The sequence below is a fragment of the Micromonospora musae genome, from assembly GCF_003626635.1.
Taxonomy (GTDB): domain Bacteria; phylum Actinomycetota; class Actinomycetes; order Mycobacteriales; family Micromonosporaceae; genus Micromonospora; species Micromonospora musae.
Window position 1 is genome coordinate 72,205 of record NZ_RAZT01000011.1, and the last position, 19,374, is coordinate 91,578.

The 19,374-nt window shown below is 71.5% G+C and carries 16 protein-coding genes and 2 tRNA genes; 7 read left to right on the forward strand and 11 right to left on the reverse strand.

What is annotated here, in order from left to right; translation table 11 throughout:
• The first annotated feature begins 195 nt into the window (after nucleotides 1–195).
• Together D7044_RS21945 and D7044_RS21950 are read left to right on the forward strand one after the other, a co-directional pair.
• Nucleotides 196–4,692 carry a cation-translocating P-type ATPase gene (locus D7044_RS21945; protein WP_120690074.1) on the forward strand — a complete coding sequence of 1,499 codons (4,497 nt, stop codon included), beginning with the start codon at nucleotides 196–198 and terminating at the stop codon, nucleotides 4,690–4,692.
• A 94-nt stretch (nucleotides 4,693–4,786) separates the two neighbouring features.
• A complete protein-coding gene (locus D7044_RS21950) occupies nucleotides 4,787–5,998 on the forward strand; it encodes an FUSC family protein (RefSeq protein WP_120690075.1) in 1,212 nt (403 codons plus the stop codon).
• A 135-nt stretch (nucleotides 5,999–6,133) separates the two neighbouring features.
• Here the strand turns inward: D7044_RS21950 and D7044_RS21955 are convergent, their stop codons facing one another.
• Together D7044_RS21955 and D7044_RS21960 are read right to left on the reverse strand one after the other, a co-directional pair.
• On the reverse strand, nucleotides 6,134–6,529 hold the full coding sequence (locus D7044_RS21955; RefSeq protein ID WP_120690076.1) for a VOC family protein: 396 nt from the start codon (nucleotides 6,527–6,529) through the stop codon (nucleotides 6,134–6,136).
• A gap of 75 nt (nucleotides 6,530–6,604) precedes the next feature.
• The gene (locus D7044_RS21960; protein ID WP_120683501.1) at nucleotides 6,605–7,102 is read right to left on the reverse strand and encodes a cupin domain-containing protein; all 498 of its coding nucleotides are present in this window, start codon (nucleotides 7,100–7,102) and stop codon (nucleotides 6,605–6,607) included.
• A 135-nt stretch (nucleotides 7,103–7,237) separates the two neighbouring features.
• Between D7044_RS21960 and D7044_RS21965 the strand changes: the two genes are divergently transcribed.
• The 3 genes from D7044_RS21965 to D7044_RS21975 all read left to right on the forward strand — a co-directional run bounded on the left by D7044_RS21965 (nucleotide 7,238) and on the right by D7044_RS21975 (nucleotide 9,466).
• Entirely contained in the window at nucleotides 7,238–8,149 is a 912-nt protein-coding gene (locus tag D7044_RS21965; protein ID WP_120690077.1) for an alpha/beta hydrolase family protein, read from the forward strand.
• A 27-nt stretch (nucleotides 8,150–8,176) separates the two neighbouring features.
• On the forward strand, nucleotides 8,177–8,788 hold the full coding sequence (locus D7044_RS21970; RefSeq protein WP_120690078.1) for a cadmium resistance transporter: 612 nt from the start codon (nucleotides 8,177–8,179) through the stop codon (nucleotides 8,786–8,788).
• Between the two features lie 165 nt (nucleotides 8,789–8,953).
• A complete protein-coding gene (locus tag D7044_RS21975; protein WP_120690079.1) occupies nucleotides 8,954–9,466 on the forward strand; it encodes an NUDIX domain-containing protein in 513 nt (170 codons plus the stop codon).
• Between the two features lie 49 nt (nucleotides 9,467–9,515).
• Here the strand turns inward: D7044_RS21975 and D7044_RS21980 are convergent.
• From D7044_RS21980 to gyrB, 6 genes are all read right to left on the reverse strand, one after another.
• Nucleotides 9,516–9,591: transfer RNA gene (locus D7044_RS21980), tRNA-Ala, on the reverse strand.
• Between the two features lie 43 nt (nucleotides 9,592–9,634).
• The gene (locus tag D7044_RS33065; protein ID WP_222864512.1) at nucleotides 9,635–9,763 is read right to left on the reverse strand and encodes a DLW-39 family protein; all 129 of its coding nucleotides are present in this window, start codon (nucleotides 9,761–9,763) and stop codon (nucleotides 9,635–9,637) included.
• Nucleotides 9,764–9,807: 44 nt separating this feature from the next.
• A tRNA-Ile gene (locus tag D7044_RS21985) sits at nucleotides 9,808–9,881 on the reverse strand.
• Between the two features lie 145 nt (nucleotides 9,882–10,026).
• The gene (locus D7044_RS21990; RefSeq protein WP_120683129.1) at nucleotides 10,027–10,887 is read right to left on the reverse strand and encodes a DUF3566 domain-containing protein; all 861 of its coding nucleotides are present in this window, start codon (nucleotides 10,885–10,887) and stop codon (nucleotides 10,027–10,029) included.
• A 4-nt stretch (nucleotides 10,888–10,891) separates the two neighbouring features.
• The gene (gene gyrA / locus D7044_RS21995) at nucleotides 10,892–13,411 is read right to left on the reverse strand and encodes a DNA gyrase subunit A (RefSeq protein WP_120683127.1); all 2,520 of its coding nucleotides are present in this window, start codon (nucleotides 13,409–13,411) and stop codon (nucleotides 10,892–10,894) included.
• Nucleotides 13,412–13,541: 130 nt separating this feature from the next.
• Nucleotides 13,542–15,488, reverse strand: coding sequence for a DNA topoisomerase (ATP-hydrolyzing) subunit B (gene gyrB, locus D7044_RS22000; protein ID WP_120683125.1), 1,947 nt, complete (start codon nucleotides 15,486–15,488; stop codon nucleotides 13,542–13,544).
• A gap of 529 nt (nucleotides 15,489–16,017) precedes the next feature.
• Here gyrB and D7044_RS22010 point away from each other — a divergent pair.
• Complete coding sequence (locus tag D7044_RS22010; protein ID WP_120683121.1) at nucleotides 16,018–16,599, forward strand: hypothetical protein; 582 nt, start codon at nucleotides 16,018–16,020, stop codon at nucleotides 16,597–16,599.
• An 88-nt stretch (nucleotides 16,600–16,687) separates the two neighbouring features.
• On the opposite strand, the gene D7044_RS22015 is transcribed toward D7044_RS22010, so the two are convergent.
• Nucleotides 16,688–17,155, reverse strand: coding sequence for a MarR family winged helix-turn-helix transcriptional regulator (locus D7044_RS22015; protein WP_120690081.1), 468 nt, complete (start codon nucleotides 17,153–17,155; stop codon nucleotides 16,688–16,690).
• Nucleotides 17,156–17,257: 102 nt separating this feature from the next.
• Here D7044_RS22015 and D7044_RS22020 point away from each other — a divergent pair, with 102 nt between their 5' ends.
• A complete protein-coding gene (locus D7044_RS22020) occupies nucleotides 17,258–17,479 on the forward strand; it encodes a hypothetical protein (protein ID WP_120683118.1) in 222 nt (73 codons plus the stop codon).
• Between the two features lie 10 nt (nucleotides 17,480–17,489).
• Here the strand turns inward: D7044_RS22020 and D7044_RS22025 are convergent, their stop codons facing one another.
• Both D7044_RS22025 and recF read right to left on the reverse strand, forming a co-directional pair.
• Nucleotides 17,490–18,047: a DciA family protein gene (locus tag D7044_RS22025; RefSeq protein WP_120683194.1), complete on the reverse strand. Its 558-nt coding sequence runs from the start codon at nucleotides 18,045–18,047 to the stop codon at nucleotides 17,490–17,492.
• Nucleotides 18,048–18,231: 184 nt separating this feature from the next.
• Nucleotides 18,232–19,365, reverse strand: coding sequence for a DNA replication/repair protein RecF (gene recF, locus D7044_RS22030; protein ID WP_120683116.1), 1,134 nt, complete (start codon nucleotides 19,363–19,365; stop codon nucleotides 18,232–18,234).
• Nucleotides 19,366–19,374: the final 9 nt, after the last annotated feature.

Here is a 19,374-nt window from a genome sequence, read left to right on the forward strand (position 1 = left end):
TACCAGCGACCGCATTCCACCGGCGATCCGGTCCATGCGCCGTCAACGGCGGGAATTTCCCCCACCGGGAGGGCATAACGGACGGCAGTGCGGGAAGCCAGGCCGCCGGACGCGACGGGTGGGAGGCGAAATGGCGTACGCCAGGGAGAGCTGGGCAGGGGAGTCACGCCGGCACCGGTCCGGCCGTACGCCTCGATGATCCCGCCGACCCGCGCCGCCGCTCGACTCCTCGCACCGGTCGGCGTGCCGAAGCTCGTCGAGGAGGCGACGCAGACCGTGGGCTCCGCGGCCGCGCGGATGGCTCGGCTGGTCGGCCTGACGGGCCGGCGGGTGTGGTCCCGGCCGGGACGGCACCACATCGAGGTGCACGGCGTCTGCCAGGACGGCGGCGACACCCTCGCCCGGCAGGTCGAGTCGGCGCTGGAGCAGACGCCCGGCGTGGCGTGGGCCCGGGTGAACGCGCCGTCCGGGCGGGTCGTGGTGGCCGTCGAGTCGCCCGAACCGAAGCTGCGCGACCTGATCGCCACGATCGTCCGCGCCGAACGTGCCTGCCCGTACGAACCGGATCGGGAGGTGCCGCCGCCGCATCCGCCCGAGGAGGGCCCGCGTACCCCCCGTACCCTCGGCGCGCTCGCCTCCGACGCACTGGGGTTGACCATCTCCGCGGCCACCCGGATCCTGCCGTTCACGCCGGTGCCCGGCGAGGTGGCCGGCCTGCTGGGCGCCGTGGACCTGCATCCGCGACTGCACGCGTTGGCCGGCCGGGGGCTGCGCGCCGATCCCCGAGCGGACCTGATCTTCCCGCTCGCCGAGGCGGTGGTGCAGGGTCTCACCGGAGGGTGGACCGGGATCGTCCTCGACGGCGCCCAGCGGATCCTTCAGTGGGGTGAGGACCGGGCCCAGCTGGCCCTCTGGGAGAAGGCCGAACCCGAGCTGACCGGTGACCCGGAGCGGGCCGTCTCCCGCTGGCCGGTGAGCGAACGGCCCAGACCGAAGCCGGACAGCCCGCTAGAGCGGTACGCGATCCGGATGCTGACCGCGGGCGCGGTGGCGGCCACCGGAGCCGCGCCGGTGGTCGGCCGGAAACGGGCCGCCGCGCTCGGGCTCTCCGCGTTGCCGAAGGCGCCGGGGAGCGGCCGGGAGGGGTACGGCGCCCAACTGGGCCGGGTCCTGGCGCGCCGCGGTGTGATCGCGATGGACCGCAGTGTGCTGCGCGAGCTCGACCGGATCGACACCCTCGTCCTGGACGCCGCCGTGCTCGGCTCGGACCGGGGTGTCCTCGCCGATCTCGCCCCGTTGCCCGGCGCGGACACCGGTCAGGTGGCCGAACGCGCGTTCGCCCTCTTCGACCCCGCCGACCCGGACGGCGAGTACGAGGTCGACGGCTGGCGGATCGGGCCACTGGACCGGCTGGGGGCCGACGACCCGGGTGACACCGACGAGAGCGCCCGGCTCCGCTCCGGCGGTGGCCGGCTGCTCGGCCTCGCCACCGGGGGCACGCTGGCCGCGCTGGTCCGGGTGGAGACCGAGCCCGCCCCGGGTGGCGACGGCCTGCCCGCCGCCGCCCGCCACGCCGGTCTGCGGCTCGTGGTGGCCGGCGGCGACGAGCAGCGGTACGACTTCGCCGACGCCGTCCTGCCCGGTGGTGACCGGTTGACGGAGACGGTACGCACGCTCCAGCGGGACGGCGCGACGGTCATGCTCGCCTCCGGCGACCGGGAAGCGCTCGGCGCCTCGGACTGCGGGCTCGGCCTCTACGGCCCGGACGACCTGCCGCCGTGGGGCGCACATCTGCTCATCGGCGCCGACCTGCGGGTGGTGGCGCTAATCATCGAGGCGGCCGGCGTGGCCCGGCGGATGACCCGAGAGAACATCCGAATCGCGATGGCCGGGACGGGTCTCGGCGCGCTCAACGCGTTCACCGCCGCGCCGCAGCAGTTGCCGAGCCGGAGCCTGCACGCGGTGAACGGCGCGGCGGCGATGGCGTTCGGCAACGGCGTGTGGCGGGCGAGCCGGCTGCCGAAGCCGGACGACACACCGGCGCCGGTCGCCACCGCCTGGCATCTCATGCCGGTGGCGACCGTCCTGGACCGGCTGGCCACCACCGCGGACGGTCTCTCCGGCGACGAGGCGGGGCGGCGGCACCGCGGCGAGGCCGGCGAAGCGGGGGGTACGGGCAGCCTGTTCCGGGCGTTCGTCGACGAGCTGGCGAACCCGCTCACCCCGGTGCTGGCCGCCGGCGCGATCCTCTCCGCCTCCTTCGGCTCGGTCGTCGACGCCGCCCTGGTCGGCGGGGTGGTCGGCGGGTCCGCGCTGATCGGCGCGGTGCACCAGCGCAACACCGAACGCTCCCTCGCGGAGCTGCTGTCCCGCTCGGCGGTCACCGCCCGGGTCCGGCGCGACGGCGCCGACCAGGTGATGGCGGCGGACGACCTGGTCAACGGCGACGTCATCCGGCTGGAACCGGGCGACGCGGTGCCGGCCGACTGCCGTGTGATCGAGGCGGTGGGCCTGGAGACGGACGAGTCCTCACTGACCGGGGAGTCGCTGCCGGTCAGCAAGACCGCGCAGCCGGTGGTCGCCGCCGCCGTCGCGGACCGGCACTCCATGGTGTACGAGGGCACCACGATCGCCGCCGGGAACGGGACCGCCGTGGTGGTCGCGACCGGCACCGAGACCGAGGCGGGCCGGAGTCTCGCGATGGCCCGGCAGGCGCCCTCGGCCGGCGGGGTGGAGGCCCGGCTCGGTCAACTGACCCGGGCGTCGATCCCGCTGGCGGCCGGCTCCGCGGTCGCGGTGGCGGGGGCGGGCCTGCTGCGGGGCGTACCGCTGGCGCAGACCGCGGCGACCGCCGCGAACCTGGCGGTGGCTTCCGTGCCGGAGGGGCTGCCGTTCCTGGTGAGCGCCGCCCAGCTGGCGGCGGCCCGGCGGCTGGCCGAGCACGGCGCGTTGGTCCGCAACCCCCGTACGATCGAGGCGCTCGGCCGGGTCGACGTGCTCTGTTTCGACAAGACCGGCACCCTCACCGAGGGTCAGCTGCAGCTGGCCGGGGTGGGTGACGGCGACCGGTACGCGGCGGTGGACCAGCTCGACGACCGGCTGCGGCTCACCCTGGGGGCGGCGTTGCGGGCCACCCCCGGTGCCGTCGATCCCGAGGAGCTGACCCAGCAGACCGATCGGGCGGTACGTCACGGCGCCTCGGCCGGGAACGTGGTCGAGCAGGCGGGCTCGCCCGGCTGGCGGCCGGTCGGCGGGCTGCCGTTCGAGCCGTCCCGGGGTTACCACGCGAGCGTCGGGGAGAGCGACGACGGCCTGCTGCTGAGCGTTAAGGGCGCCCCGGAGTCGGTGCTGCCGCGTTGCGCGTACCGCCGCCGCGACGGGCGCGACGAGCCGTTGGACGACGGCGGCCGGGCGGAGCTGGAGCGGATACTCGCCGAGCGGGCCGGCGCCGGGCACCGGATCCTGGCGGTCGCCGAGTGCGGGGTGCAGTCTCCGACCATCACCGACGACGAGGTGCGCGACATGAGCTTCGTCGGGTTCCTGGCCCTCGCCGACGGCGTGCGTAAGAGTGCCGCCCCGGCGGTGCGCCGGATCCGGCAGGCCGGCGTGCACACCATCATGATCACCGGGGACCATCCGGCGACCGCCGAGGCGATAGCCGCCACCATCACCGAGCACGACGAACAACGGGTGGTGACCGCGACCGAACTCGACCAGCTCGACGACGAGGCCGTCGCCGAGCGGCTGGCCCACACCGACGTGGTGGCTCGCTGCACCCCGGCCCACAAGGTGCGGATCATCCAGGCGCTGCAGAAGTGCGGACGCACCGTCGCCATGACGGGGGACGGCGCCAACGACGCCCCCGCCATCCGTCTGGCCGACGTGGGCATCGCCCTCGGGCAGCGGGGCACCCCGGCCGCCCGCGCCGCCGCCGATCTGGTGGTCACGGACGATCGGCTGGAGACGATCATCGCGACGCTGGCCGAGGGGCGGGCCATGTGGTCCTCGGTCCGGCACGCGTTGAGCATCCTGGTCGGCGGCAATCTCGGCGAGATCGCGTTCAGCGTGCTGACCGCCGCGGCGACCGGGCAGTCGGCCCTCAACGGACGGCAACTGCTGCTGGTGAACCTGCTCACCGACCTGGCGCCGGCGCTGGCCATCGCGGTGCGCCCGCCGAGCGCCGACCGCGCTGACGGGCTGCTCAAGGAGGGGCCGGACACCTCGTTGGGCGGGACGCTCAACCGGGAGATCGGGCTGCGCGCCGGGGCCACCGCCCTCGGTGCCACCGCGGCGTGGGCGCTGGCCCGGTACACCGGTTCGCCCCGCCGGGCGGGGACGGTGGCCCTGGTCTCCCTGGTCGGTACGCAGCTCGGTCAGACCGTCCTGGCCGGGGGTACGAGCCCGGCGGTGCTCGCCTCCACTGCGGTCTCGCTCGGCGCGCTCACGGCGGTCGTGCAGACACCGGGGCTCAGCCAGTTCTTCGGCTGCACTCCGCTGGGACCGATCGGCTGGGGCATCGCCACCGGATCGGCGTTCGGCGCGACCTTCGCCAACGGCGCGTTGAGCCGGCTGGTGGAGCGGCTGCCGCAGGTTCAGGGCGGCCCGGCGGACCCGGACGGCTCGGACCCGGACGGCTCAGACGCGGACGGCTCAGACGCGGACGACTCCGACGGCCCTGCCTCGTCGCGGTGACGGGCTCTCGGACCACACCGCACCGGATGATCCGCTACCCGCAGCCCGGCCGCACCCGCGATTGCGGGCGGTGTATTCCGGGTAGCCGCCGCCGGTGAACGGAGGGCGGCAGCGGAGGGATGGCCGACGCGGTTCGCGGCGCGCGGGCCTCGATTCGGAGCGGTTCGACGAGGCACTGGAACGCGTCGACAAGCGTGGCCGGAGCGCGGGCCGCGCCCGGATCCAGCAACTTCAGATCAAATTCCTGCTCGCTGTCCAAGCAGGTCTGGCAGCGGCGCTGGCCTGGGCGGCCGCACGCTGGCTCACGGGTATGCCGAGTCCCATCTTCGCCCCGGCCGCCGCGGTAGCCGTGATCACGTCGTCCCTCGGGCAGCGCCTGACAAGCACCATCGAACTGCTCGCCGGGGTGACGCTCGGCATCTTCGTCTCGGACCTGCTGATCGAGGTCACCGGTGTCGGCGTGTGGCAGACCGGCGTGATCGTCGCGGCGGCCATCCTGGTGGCCCTCGCGCTCAGCACTCGCGGCGGCGTCGTCGGCAACGCCAGCGGTACCGCGGTGCTCCTGGGTGCCCTCTCGTCGTCGCGGCACACCCTCGAGTTCCCCCGCTTCATCGACGCGGTCATCGGTGGCGGCGTCGGGCTGGCGGTGACGTTGCTGCTGTTGCCGATCAACCCGCTCCGGATCATGCGACGGGTGGCGGCGCCGACCCTGCGGCAGCTCGCCGACCAGCTCGGGCAGACGGCGTCCGCGCTGCGGAGTCGCGATCACGAGCTGGCCAACCGGGCGCTGAACCGGTCGCAGGGGGTCGGTGCCGAGTTGGGGAGGTTCTGGGACGCCTTCGGCGGCGCGAAGGAGACGGTCAACTTCGCTCCGGCTCGGTGGCCCTGGCGGCGTGCCGTCCGGCACTACCAGCTGGGCGCGCCCGAGGTGGACCAGACCGTCTGGAACACGCGGGTCCTGGCCCGGCGGGTGGTCGTGCTGATCGAGGACGGGGAGCCGATACCGGAGGGCCTGCCGAACGCCGTCGACGAACTCGGGGCGGCCGTGCACGCCCTGCAGAACGAGGTGCTCTCCGGCTGGAGCCCCGAGGCCACCCGCCGGCACGCACTGCGGGCGGTCGCCCACGCGACGCAGGCCGAGCTCGCTGGGACCCACCTCTCCGGCACCGTGATCGTGGGGCAGGTCCGGACCGCGGCCAGCGACGTGTTGCAGGCGACCGGGATGGACCGGACGGAGGCACTGCGGAGGATTCGTGAGGTGGCGTCGGCGCAGTCCGACCCGCACCGAAACCCGCCGGCCGGCTGACCGGCTCCGCTGAACCGCTCCGCCTCCGCACGGTCACCCTCGGCTCCGGGGCGCCGACCGGTGCGGCCGAGACGCGGCGACGAAGAGGCGTCGTCCGGCAGGTTCGCACCGTCGAGCGCGGCGAGACGTACCCGCTCAGCCCACCGGTCGACGCTGCACCAGCTCGATCGGGTTGTCGTCGAGATCGGCCACCCAGGCGACTCGAAGGGTCCCTAGCCAGTCGTGCGGCTCCGAGAGCACCCGGGCGCCGGCCGCGACCAGCCGGGCGAGGGCGGCGTCCGTGTCATCGGTCCACAGTGCGATCTCCATGCCCCGGCCGGGCATGGCCAGGTCGAGGTCGAGCCCGTGGTCGGCACGGGCCGACTGCACCGAGGCGACGCCGAGCGTGAATCCGTCGAGCTTCAACTCGACGTGGATCGGGATGCCCTCGCTCGGCGTACGGAAGGACTCCTCGAAGCCGATCTCGCGATAGAACTCGACCGCGCGGACGACGTCGGCCGAGTAGATGTTGACCTGCGGCGCGGAGAATATCCGCCGACGCTAGCAGCGCGCAAGCGACCGGCCAATGGCTGGCTGACGTCGGCGCCACCACCCTCCGCCCGGCGGTCAAGTCCAGTTGTCATGCCGCTCTCCGAAGGCGTCCAGCTCCGGTTCGGTCAGCTCCAACGACCCGTCCCGCAGCTTCAGCAGGGTCTCGAAGTACGACTCCCGGGGCGCTCCCGGAGTGAACATGAGCAGCATCGACGCCGGCTCGCCGGACTCGTTGCGGAAGCCGTGCAGACCGCCCGGCGGTACGTGCATGAAGTCACCGGCGGTGCCATCGATCCAACGGTCGCCCGAATACAGCCGCACACGTCCGCTGAGGACGAAGAACGATTCGGATATTCCCCGGTGGAAGTGCGGGCCCGGTCCGCTCGGCTCCGGGCTGAAGTCCCACCGGTAGAGGCCGAAGTCGCCGGACGTCTCCGAGCCGCGAGCGAGGTAGGTGACCCTCACCCCGTTCGGATAGGTGATGTCCGGTGGTTGGTCCGCCCGGCGCAGGTGCGTGTGGGTGTGCCCCTGCTCCCCGTGGTAGCGGGGAGGCGGATAGTCGGGTGCTGACAAAGGGGGTTCCCTCCCAGGTGCAGTTTGCCTGCCGCCCGGGGTTGGCTGCTCCGGGTCTCGGTCGGCCGATGCCGATCTGCCGGACGGCGCGGACCAGCCCGACGCTAGCAGTCCGGTCGTGCTTGACTGCCGGGCATGGAGCTGAGCATCGACGTCGACGGCGGGCAGCTCCCGGCAACGCTGGACCTACCGGCAGGTCCGGTTCGCGGTGCGGTGGTCGCCCTGCACGGCGCCGCGGCCGGGGAACGCTCGTACTTCTGCTACACGCACCTGGCTCAGCTCCTGCCCGGCTCCGGCATCGCGGTGCTTCGCTTCGACCGCCGGCCGGGGGTGCGCGGAGCCGACGTGCCGCTGTCCCGGCAGTCCGACGACGCCGCCGCCGCCATCCAGTGCGCGCGGCGGTACGTGGGGGACGCCCCCATCGGCCTGTGGGGCTGGAGCCAGGGGGCCTGGGCGGCCTCGCTGACCGCTACCCGCCAACCCGACCTGGTCGACTTCCTAATCCTGGTGTCGTCCAGCGGAGTCAGCCCGGCGGCGCAGATGCGTTATGGCACCGCCGAGCAGCTGCGCCGTTCCGGCTTCCCGGAGCCGGACGTCGCCGAGCTGCACCACCTCCGGGCCGCCGTGGAGGACTACCAGCGAGGACGCCTCGATAGGCAGACCGCCCAACGCGTCGTGGACGGCGTGGCCGAGCGGGCCTGGTTTCCGTTGGCGTGGGTGCCTCGGCAGCTCGCGCCACGCCCCGGCACCTGGGCCGACCTGGATTTCGACCCGGAGCCGATCTTCGCGCGGGTGTCCTGCCCGGTGCTGCTCTGCTACGGCACGACGGACGCGTGGGTGCCGATCGATGCCAGCATCGCGGCCTGGCGACGTGCGACTGCCGCCAGCGGGACGCCGGTGAGCGTATGCCGGCTCGACGGTTGTGATCACCTGCCCACGCTCGACGGCGGTGAAGACCTCGCCGCCATCAGCGGGCAGTACAGCGCCGAACTGCTCAGCTGGCTCGGCTCCCAGCTCGGTCGACTCGGTTCGACGATCACTGATTGAGCCCTGATCGCCGTAAGCTGCCCGACTGTGGGGGATCTTGCGGGCACCCTGGGCACGGCAGTCGGCGTGTTCGTCGGCACCAACGTCGACGACATCATCGTGTTGACGGTGCTGTTCCTCTCCGCCCGGGCTTCCGGGCGGCCTCGGCCGTGGCAGATCTGGGCCGGGCAGTACGCCGGCATCTCGGTCCTGGTGGCGCTCTCCGCGGTGGCCGCTCTGGGTCTGACGATCGTGCCGGACCGGTGGGTGGGGCTGCTCGGCCTGATCCCCTTCGCCCTGGGCGTACGCGGCATGATCGGTGCGATCCGAACGCGCGGCCAGGAGGATCCGCCGAATCCGGCAGTGGCCACCGGGTTGGTGTCGGTGATGGCGGTGACCACCGCCAACGGCGCTGACAACCTCTCCGTCTACACGCCTGTGTTCCGTGCCATCGGTCTGGGAAACACCCTGGTCACCGTGGCCGTCTTCGCCGTCGGCGTCGCCGTCTGGTGCGCGGCGGGATCCTGGCTGGGCTCCCACCGGAGGATCATCGACGTGGTGCAGCGATTCGGGCACTGGATCGTGCCGGCGGTCTTCATGACCATCGGCGCGGTCATCGTGATCGAGTCCGGCGTCCTGGCCCACGCAGGCGGGCGATAGCCATTCGACAGTCTGGACCGCGGCTCGGGCGCGCGTCGCGGCCTGGCCGAACCGCTGGCGATGGGCTGCCACATCCCGTAGCAATCGAATCGTGGCAGATCCGGACCTCCGGGTGCCCCGTCCGGCTGGATCGAGCATGTCCTATGCCCGTGCTCTAATCCCGTCATGCATGTCGTCGTCACAGGCGCGCTCGTTGAAGACGGTGCGATCCTGCTGGTACACCGCAGGCCGACCAAACGGGCGTACCCAGATGTCTGGGATCTGCCCGGGGGGCAGGTCGAAGCGGGTGAGTCGGAACTGCAAGCCCTCGCGCGTGAGATGCACGAGGAGCTCGGTGTTCACATCGTGGCGGAGTCCGCTTCACGGTTGGACGTCGTGCATGACGGCAGTGGTGACGACGCCGTTCACGTGGGCGTCTGGCAAATCGGAGAATGGGTCGGCTCTCCCACCAACCGTGCACCTGACGAGCATGACGACATCGCCTGGGTCAAGATCAGCGAGCTGGGCGGCCTTCCCCTCGTGCACGGTGTCTTGGCGGCCATGGTTCCTGCTCTGCCTGAGTTTGAATATGCCCCCAGGCACTCGGATATCACCGGCTGTATCCAGGACGACCGAGGAACCAAGGCCGACTGTCGTGCATGTGCCGGGATGGATTCGTCGAGCGACGGAGTGCGGTAGGCGGCGGTCGCAGCTACGACTCGGTACAGAGAACAACCAAGGGAAGTGCTGGTGGAGCCCAGGGGACTCGAACCCCTAACCCCTGCCTTGCAAAGGCAGTGCTCTGCCAGTTGAGCTAGGGCCCCGGAAGCGGACGACGCCGCTGGTCAATTGTGGCCGACGGTCGGTTCAGCGCAGGTCGGGCGCGGTGGTCGCCTCATGCCAGAGGGCACGCTCGTCGTTGGAAGCCTTGATCTTCTTGGCCACGACCGCGGCCACGCCGATGACACCGGCGAGAATCAGAAGCTTCTTGACCATTGGGGTGACCCCTTGCGCTCGACTGGCCGTCGGAGGACGTGCGGTGGGGCTAGCTGGAATCGAACCAGCGACCTCAGAGTTATCAGCTCTGCGCTCTAACCGACTGAGCTATAGCCCCGCGTAGCGACGAGCAAGGTTAACCCATCCGCGCGCGCCGCCCCAAATCGGGGGTGGCCCCGCGCGCTGCCCGTCGCCGTCGAACCTACCGGAACGCCGAACGCCGGGACGACCGCTTTTCGCGGCGCCCCGGCGTCCGATGTCGATCAGTCCCGCTCGGCGAGGGTCAGCTCGATTCCGCCGACCATGTCGGCGCAGACGTTGTAGACGAACGCCCCGAGGGTGGCCAGCGCCGTGAACAGCACGACGTTGACCAGACCGATCAGCGCCGAGCTGAGGATCACGCCCTTCGCAGTGACCTGGAAGCCGTCCGTGCTCTGCCCGCCGGCGTTGAACAGGTCGGTGAGGCTGTCGTTGACGCTCTGGAAGACGCCCATGGCGTCCAGGGCCAGGTACAGCACCGAGGTGGCCACCACGACCACGATGAAGAGCACCACCGAGACGGCGAATGCGAACTTCATCACGGACCAGGGGTCGATCCGCTTCAGGTTCAGCCGGGCCCGGCGCGGTCCGCGGGACGCGGCCGAACTCACGGACGAACGCGCGGCGCGTACCGCGTCACCCACCCGCGCCGCCCCGACGGCGGACGGGTTGCCGAGGCCGGCGGGGAGGCTGCCGCCGTTCGGTGGCCGGCCCCCGGGTCCCGGCCGGGTGGCCTCCGGATTGGCCGTACCGCTGACCCGGGTCTGGGTGCCGGTGCTGGCCGCGCCGGCCCGGACCGGGATCTGCTGGGTGCTGCTGCTCGACGGCCGGGCGGCGGCCGCCTTGGCCGCCTCGGCCGGCACCGCCTGGGTCTTCTCGCTGGACCCCTCGTCGTCGGTCGGCTTGTCCGGCGGCGGTGTCATCCCGGGAGCCCGGGTGAATTTCGGGGCAGGCGCGTCGGCGGGGACCGTCGCGCGGCCCACGGCCGCTCGGCCGGTCGCCGATGCGCCGCCTCCTGCGGCCTCCTCGTCGACCGGGTTGGCCGAGGACCCCGCGTTCCCCGACTTCGCCTGTGTCTCCGTCATTCAACTAGTCCTGTTCGTCAGGCTCGTCGGCATTGCGAGCAATCGCCACGATAGTCACGCCGTCCGGAAGGTCCATCAGCTTGACCCCCATTGTGTTCCGGTCACGCGTACGGCGTACAGGCTTCACGGGAGTCCGGATGACGCCACCGTTACTGGTGATCGCGAACAGCTCGTCGTCCGGATCGATCACCACCGCGCCGACCAGACCACCGCGTCGCTCTGTGATCTTCGCAGTCAGCACGCCTTTACCTCCCCGGCCCTGGACCGGGTATTCCTCGATGGGGGTACGTTTCGCATATCCCCCGTTCGTCGCGACCAGGACGTCCAGACCCGGCCGGACGACCTCCATGGCCAGCAGCACGTCGTCCTCGGTGAAGCGCATCCCGATCACGCCAGAGGTGGCGCGACCCATCGGCCGCAGCGCCTCGTCGGTGGCGTTGAACCGGATCGCCTGCGCCTTCTTGGAGACCAGCAGCAGGTCGTCCTCCGGCCCCACCAGCGCAGCGCCGACCAACTCGTCCTCATCGCGCAGGTTGATGGCGATGATGCCGCCGGAACGGTTGGAGTCGAACTCCTCAAGCCGCGTCTTCTTCACCAGGCCGTTCTTCGTGGCCAGTACCAGGTAGGGAGCCACCTGGTAGTTCGGAATCTCGATGATCTGTGCGATCTGCTCATCGGGCTGGAACGCGAGCAGGTTGGCCACGTGCTGGCCCTTGGCCACCCTACTGGCTTCCGGAAGCTCGTACGCCTTGGCCCGGTAGACCCGACCCTGGTTGGTGAAGAACAGGATCCAGTCGTGCGTCGAGCAGACGAAGAAGTGGCTGACGATGTCGTCCTGGCGCAGGGTCGCGCCGCTGACGCCCTTGCCGCCTCGGCGCTGCGAGCGGTACTGGTCGACCCGCGTGCGCTTGGCGTACCCGGTGCGGGTGATGGTGACCACCACGTCCTCGCGGGCGATGAGGTCCTCCATCGAGACCTCGCCCTCGAACGGGATGATCTTCGTCCGCCGGTCGTCGCCCCACTTGGCGACGATCTCGCCCAGCTCCTCGGAGACGATCTTCCGCTGCCGCTCGGGCTTGGCGAGGATGTCCTTGAGGTCGGCGATCTCGATTTCCAGCTTGGCCAGGTCGTCGAGGATCCGCTGCCGCTCCAGCGCCGCGAGGCGGCGCAGCTGCATGTCCAGGATCGCGGTCGCCTGGATCTCGTCGATCTCCAGCAGCCGGACCAGGCCCTGCCGGGCGTCCTCGACCGTGGGCGAGCGCCGGATCAGGGCGATCACCTCGTCGAGGGCGTCCAGCGCCTTGGACAGACCGCGCAGGATGTGGGCCCGCTCCTCCGCCTTGCGCAGCCGGAACGCGGTGCGCCGGCGGATGACCTCGATCTGGTGCTCGACGTAGTAGCGGATGAACTGGGCGAGGTTGAGCGTGCGCGGCACCCCGTCGACCAGCGCCAGCATGTTGGCGCCGAACGTCTCCTGGAGCTGGGTGTGCTTGTAGAGGTTGTTGAGCACCACCTTGGCGACCGCGTCGCGCTTGAGCACGAGCACGATCCGCATGCCGGTACGCCCGGAGGACTCGTCGCGGATGTCGGCGATGCCGCCGAGCTTGCCCTCCTTGATCAGATCGGCGATCCGCTCGGCGAGGTTGTCCGGGTTGACCTGGTAGGGCAGCTCGCTCACGACCAGCGCGGGGCGGCCGCGCTTGTCCTCCTCGACCTCCACCACGGCCCGCATCCGGATCGATCCGCGGCCGGTCCGGTAGGCGTCCTGGATGCCGGCCTGGCCGACGATCAGGCCGTGGGTCGGGAAGTCGGGGCCCTTGACGATCTCCAGCAGCGCCTCGAGGGTGGTCGCCTCGTCGGCCTCCGGGTTCTCCAGGCACCACTGCACCGCCGCGCCGATCTCGCGCAGGTTGTGCGGCGGGATCTTCGTGGCCATGCCGACCGCGATGCCCTCGGAGCCGTTGATCAGCAGGTTCGGGATCCGGGACGGCAGGATGGTGGGCTCCTTGGCCCGGCCGTCGTAGTTGTCCTGCAGGTCGACGGTGTCCTCGTCGATGTCCCGCAGCATCTCCATGGCCAGCGGGTCGAGCTTGCACTCGGTGTACCGCATGGCCGCGGCCGGGTCGTTGCCCGGTGAGCCGAAGTTGCCGTTGCCGTCGACGAGCGGGTAGCGCAGCGACCACGGCTGGGCCATCCGGACCAGCGCGTCGTAGATCGCCGAGTCGCCGTGCGGGTGGAACTGACCCATCACGTCGCCGACGACCCGGGAACACTTCACGTAGCCGCGGTCCGGCCGGTAGCCGGAGTCGAACATCGCGTAGAGGATCTTGCGGTGGACCGGCTTGAGCCCGTCCCGGACATCCGGCAGCGCACGCCCGACGATGACGCTCATCGCGTAGTCGAGGTAGGAGCGCTGCATCTCCACCTCGAGCCCGACCGGTTCGATCCGGTCGTGCGCGACCACGGCACCGGCGGCCTCGGCGGCCTCGGGCTCGTTCGGTGTGGACTCGGGAGAATCGGTCACTGTTTACCCTTATCAGACTGAGAGTCGTTTTCGTGCTGTGGATAACCGCTGTGGAAACCGGCCTAGCTGTGGATAACTCTGTGGACCGGCGGGTCGATCGGTGGATGTCCGGCCGACCCGCCGGCGACCGTCAGATGTCCAGGAACCGGACGTCCTTGGCGTTGCGCTGGATGAACGACCGGCGTGCCTCGACGTCCTCACCCATGAGCACGCTGAACAACTCGTCGGCGGTTGCCGCGTCGTCGAGCGTGACCTGACGCAGGGTGCGGGTCGCCGGGTTCATCGTGGTCTCCCACAGCTCGGGGTAGTTCATCTCGCCGAGACCCTTGAACCGCTGGATGTCGTCCGGCTTCGCGTTCGGCTTCTGCTGCTGGCGCAGCGCGATCAGGCCGTCGCGCTCCCGGTCGGAGTACGCGTACTGGGCGTCGTCGCCCCGCTTGTTCCACTTGATCTTGTAGAGCGGCGGGGCGGCCAGGTAGACGTGCCCCAGCTCGACCAGCGGCCGCATGAAGCGGAAGAGCAGGGTGAGCAGCAGCGTCTGAATGTGCTGACCGTCGACGTCGGCGTCCGCCATCAGCACGATCTTGTGGTAGCGCAGCTTCTCGATGTCGAAGTCGTCGTGGATGCCGGTGCCGAGCGCGGTGATGAGCGCCTGGACCTCGTTGTTCTTCAGCACCCGGTCGATCCGGGCCTTCTCCACGTTGAGGATCTTGCCGCGGATCGGCAGGATCGCCTGGGTCCGCGGGTCGCGACCCTGCTTCGCCGAGCCGCCGGCCGAGTCGCCCTCGACGATGAAGACCTCGGACTCGCGCGGGTCGGTGGACTGGCAGTCGGCCAGCTTGCCGGGCATCGAGCCGGACTCCAGCAGCGACTTGCGCCGGGCCAGCTTGCGCGCCTGCTGCGCGGCGATCCGGGCCCGGGCCGCCTGGGAGGCCTTCTGGATGATGGTCTTCGCCTCGGCGGGGTTGCGGTCGAACCAGTCGACCAGCCACTCGTTGCAGACCCGCTGCACGAAACTCTTGACCGGGGTGTTGCCGAGCTTGGTCTTGGTCTGCCCCTCGAACTGCGGGTTGGCGAGCTTCACCGAGATGATCGCCGCGAGCCCCTCGCGGATGTCCTCGCCGGAGAGCTTCTCGTCACCCTTGAGCAGCTTGCGGTCGGTGCCGTACCGGTTGACCACGCTGGTCAGCGCGGCCCGGAAGCCCTCCTCGTGGGTACCGCCCTCGTGGGTGTTGATCGTGTTGGCGAAGGTGTAGACCGACTCGCCGTACGACTCGTTCCACTGCATGGCGATCTCGACCGACATGCCCTCCTCCTCGGCGCCGAACTCGACCACCGTCCGGTGGATCGGGTTCTTCGAGGCGTTGAGGTGCCGGACGAAGTCGGCGATACCGCCCTTGTAGAGGAAGGTCACCTCGCGCGGCTTGCCCTCCTCACCCTCCGCGACCCGCTCGTCGAGCAGGTGGATGGTGAGGCCGCGGTTGAGGAAGGCCATCTCCTGGAGGCGCCGGTAAATGGTCTGGAAGTCGAAGTCGACGGTCTCGAAGACCGTCGCGTCCGGCCAGAAGGAGACCGCCGAGCCGCTCCGGTCGGTCGGCTCACCCTTCTCCAGCGGGCTGGGCTTGGAGTTGGCGTACTGCTGCCGCCAGTAGAAGCCGTCCTTCTGGATCTCCACCGCCATCCTGGTGGAGAGGGCGTTCACCACCGAGACGCCGACGCCGTGCAGGCCGCCGGAGACCGCGTAGGCCTTGCCGTCGAACTTGCCACCGGCGTGCAGCACGGTGAGCGCCACCTCGACACCGGGCTTCTTCAGCTTCGGGTGCAGGTCGACCGGGAAGCCACGACCGTTGTCGGTCACCCGGACGCCACCGTCGGCCAGCAGCACCACGTCGATGGTGTCGCAGTAGCCGGCGAGGGCCTCATCGACCGCGTTGTCCACTACCTCCCAGACGAGGTGGTGCAGACCCCGCTCGCCGGTCGACCCGATGTACATACCGGGCCGCTTCCGGACCGCTTCAAGCCCTTCGAGAACGGTGATCGATTCTGCGCCGTACTGCTGGTTGTCCTGCGCTGCCACCCTCGGCCACTTTCTCGCACCGTCAGCACCGCAGGTGGGCGCTTCGGGCGCGGGGTTCGGCGGACAGGACGCGACGTCGGCGCGGACCGGCACCGGATAGTCCGGTCACGGGTCGGTACGCGCCGGTCGCCGCGGTTGCCCGCGGATCGCGATCGGCTCAACCCGACGTGGACAATGATCGCGGGCCCTTTCTGGGGCCCGGGTCTCCTCGCTCCGCATCGGGTCTTCGTCTCTACGCCAATCTTACTGTGCGTTGGGGGTAGAACCGCCACTCGGCACCCTCGCAAAGCGGCTGAGAACTCCGTAGCGGGCCGAATCGCCGCGTCCGCGACTCCCCCCACGCGAGAAGCCAAGATCGACGGGCCGGGCCGCTCGCGGGTGCACCCGGGGTCGGGCGGGTCGAGGGGTCGCGGAGTGGGCGGTGGTGCCGTACCTTGGCGGCGGTCCCCGACAGGACTTGATCTTTCTGGCCCGGAACCGGACGATCGAGTCGATCGACCCCACACGTGCTGTTAAGAGGTGACCCCAGATGGGGCTGGACAACGTCGCGGTCCACTGGCCGCGTACCGGCCGCTTCTACGATCCGGTCGCGCCGGCCGAGTTCGTCGACTTCGGCGAGATCGTCGATCTGCCGAATATCTCCGCGCCGACAGCCGCGCTGGCCGAGTTGATCGCCAAGACCGGCACGGTCCGCGCGACCGGGTACACGGAGCTGGTCGATCTGCTGCTCGGCCTGGAGGGTGTGCTTTACGCCACGGACGCCGCGGCCGAGGACGAGGATCCGGTGATCGACCCGGACGGCTGCGGTTGGATCGCCGACGGCATCGAGCGTTTCGTCGCCGGGCACCGGGCGTACGGCGAGGCGGTCACGTTCGAGTCGGTGAGCGAGGTGCTGGGCAAGCTGCTCGCCGACGGACGCCTCGCCGAGCAGCAGCTGCGCTGGCTGGACGGGCGACTCGACGCGCTGCGCGACGAGAGCGGCGAGCCGCCGCAGTGGAACTTCACCTGCGCCGAGCTCAGCGTCCTGGCCGCGTTCTACCGGCGCTGCGCCGACCGGGGCTTCGCCGTCTACGCCGAGTCCGCCGCCCCACGCCGGGCCACCCACTCCTGACCGCGCGCCCGGCCCGGTCCGCCGAAGTGAGCCCGGCCGGTTCCCCAAGAGGCCGGCCCGGTCCGCCGAAGCGAGCCCGGTCCGCTCCTCAGGAGGCCGGCTCGGCGCCGGCCCGGTTCGCGGCGGCGATCACGGTGGTCAGCGCGGCGTGCAGCTGCTGCAACTCCGCCACCGGAAGTCCGAGCCGGGCCACGACCGCGGCCGGGATCTGCTCTGCCTGGGCCCGCAGCGCCGCCCCGGCGGCGGTCAACGTGACCGCGAGGCTGCGCTCGTCGCCGGCCGCCCGCTCCCGGCGGACGTAACCGGTCGCCTCCAGCCGCTTCAGCAACGGGGAGAGGGTGCCCGGGTCGAGCTGCAGCAGCCGGCTGAGTTCGCGCACGGAGAGCGGGGCGTGCTGCCAGAGCGCCAGCATGACCAGGTACTGCGGGTGGGTCAGCCCCATCGGCTCCAACAGCGGGCGGTAGACCGCGACGACGCTGCGCGCGGCGACCGAGAGCGCGAAGCACACCTGCTCCTCCAGGGCCAGCGGATCCCGCCCCGCCACCTCGTCGCGCACTGCTCGCCTCCCTCGTAGACCGGTGCTATCGTACCGTCATTTGGTGCCCCAATAATTGGTACACCAACTGTTGGGGGTCCAACCATCAGGGAGGTGGGTGGCATGGGTGAGCAGAAGCCGGTCCCGGCACCGGGTGAGGGCGGCCGGCTCATGAGGTGGGCGTACCGGCACCTGGCCGGCCCGGCCGAGGTCCAGGGCGCCGTCCAGGGCGGCTCGGCGATGGCCCGGGAACTGTGGAAGCAGGACCTGGAGAACCGCAAGCGCTACAGCCGGGAGCAGCGCGAACGCAAGCGCGCGGCGCGCGAGGCCCGCAACGGCGGCTGAGCCGCCGCGATCAGCCGTACGTGTCGCGTGGGCCGCGGCCACGGACCCGGCGCGGCCCACGGGACCACGACGGCGCCGCCGGACCGTGGATGTGCAGCTTGCGCACCACGTTGTGACCGACTTCCCGGGCGATCTGCTTCAACAGTGAGCCGGCGAGCAGGCGCAGCTGGGTCGCCCAGGCGGTGGAGCGGGCCTCGACCGTCAGCTCACCGTTCTCCAGCTTGACCGGGCGGCTGTTCTGGGCCACCTCCGGCCCCACCACCCGCTCCCAGGCGCCGAAGACGGTCGCCTCGGCGGCCGGCTGCTGCCAGCCGCGGGCCTTCATCAGCCGGTTCAGCACCGCACCCAGCGGCTGCGGGTCACGCGGATCCGGCCCGGGGCCCGAGTAGCCGCGCAGCCTCCGCTCGCCACCACCGGCTCCCCCGGGGGCGGCCCGCCGGCGGGTCTTCGCCGTCGACTCCCGCCGGGCCCTCGCCGCGTCCAGCACCGCCCGCGCCAGCTGCGGCCCCGACACTCCGTCCGACCCGCCCGCCTCGGCGCCGTCGCCCGCCGGGCCCGCCTCGGGCACCGCGTCCCGCCGGGTGCCGGAGCCCGGGGTGGCCCCACCGTCCGCCGCGGTCCCGCCCCGTCGGGCGCCGGGGCCACCGCCGCCCGGCACGCCACCCGCTTCGGTACGCGCACCGGGGTCACCGGTCGAGGCGGTGCGGCTCCGTCGCCCCGCCTGCGGGCGCCCCTCCGGCATCCGTTCCGGATCATTCGGCACGGCGTACCGTCCCCTCGCCCACCTCGTACCGGGCGCCGCGCAGGGCCGCCGGCACGTCGTCGTCTACGGCGCAGGTCACCAGCAGCTGACTCGCCCCGGCGACCAGCTCGGCCAGCCGCTCGCGGCGTCCTGCGTCCAACTCGGCGAACACGTCGTCGAGCACCAGCACCGGCTCGACCCCGTCGGCGCGCAGCAGGTCGTACCCGGCCAGGCGCAGCGCCAGCGCAAAGGACCAGGACTCGCCGTGGCTGGCGTACCCCTTCGCGGGCAGCGGACCGAGGGTGAGGGCCAACTCGTCCCGGTGCGGGCCGACCAGCGTCGTACCCCGCTCGATCTCCGCCGACCGCGACTCGGCCAGCGCGGTCGTCAACGCCTCGGCGAGCACCGTCCGGTCCACGGTCGGCTCGGTCAGCTCCACCGACGGCCGGTACGCGATGGCGGCCGCACCACGCCCGGCGGCCACCGCGTCGTACGCCTTCGCCACGTGCGGCGTCAGCGCCGCGACCAGCTCCAGCCGGCCGGCGAGCAACTCCGCCCCGTGGCGGGCCAGGTGGGTGTCCCAGACGGCGAGCGTCGAGAGGTCACCACCCCGCGACCCACCCGTCTTACGAGCCAGGTACGCGGTGCGCAGCAGGGCGTTGCGCTGCTTGACCACCCGCTCGTAGTCGGCCCGCACCCCGGCGAACCGGGGCTGCCGGCTGACCAGCAGGTCGTCCAGGTAGCGGCGCCGCTCCGCCGGGTCGCCCCGGACGAGCTCCAGATCCTCCGGGGCGAAGAGCACCAGCCGCAGCGCGCCGAGGACGTCCCGGGCCCGGCGGGCCGGCGAACGGCCCAGCCGTGCCCGGTTCGCCTTGCCCGGAACGATCTCCAGCTCTACGAGCAGCTCCCGCCCGTCGTGCACGACCGCGCAGCGGATCACCGCCGAGCTTGCGCCCATCCGCACCAGCGGCGCGTCCGTGGCGACCCGGTGGCTGTCCAGGGTCGCCACGTAGCCGAGCGCCTCGACCAGGTTCGTCTTGCCGACGCCGTTGGCCCCGATCAGGACGTTCGCCCCCGGCTCCAGGTCGACGCCGACCCGCTCGTACGAGCGGAAGTCGACCAGTTCCAGCCGGCGGACGTACACAGGTTGTGG

Excerpts from the sequence above, each read along its gene's own strand:
- D7044_RS21965 (WP_120690077.1), top strand. The coding sequence starts at position 7,238 with ATGGAGCTGAGCATCGACGTCGACGGCGGGCAGCTCCCGGCAACGCTG.
- D7044_RS33065 (WP_222864512.1), bottom strand. The coding sequence starts at position 9,763 with ATGGTCAAGAAGCTTCTGATTCTCGCCGGTGTCATCGGCGTGGCCGCG.
- D7044_RS22010 (WP_120683121.1), top strand. The coding sequence starts at position 16,018 with ATGGGGCTGGACAACGTCGCGGTCCACTGGCCGCGTACCGGCCGCTTC.
- D7044_RS21990 (WP_120683129.1), bottom strand. The coding sequence starts at position 10,887 with ATGACGGAGACACAGGCGAAGTCGGGGAACGCGGGGTCCTCGGCCAAC.
- D7044_RS21975 (WP_120690079.1), top strand. The coding sequence starts at position 8,954 with ATGCATGTCGTCGTCACAGGCGCGCTCGTTGAAGACGGTGCGATCCTG.
- D7044_RS22020 (WP_120683118.1), top strand. The coding sequence starts at position 17,258 with ATGGGTGAGCAGAAGCCGGTCCCGGCACCGGGTGAGGGCGGCCGGCTC.
- D7044_RS21945 (WP_120690074.1), top strand. The coding sequence starts at position 196 with ATGATCCCGCCGACCCGCGCCGCCGCTCGACTCCTCGCACCGGTCGGC.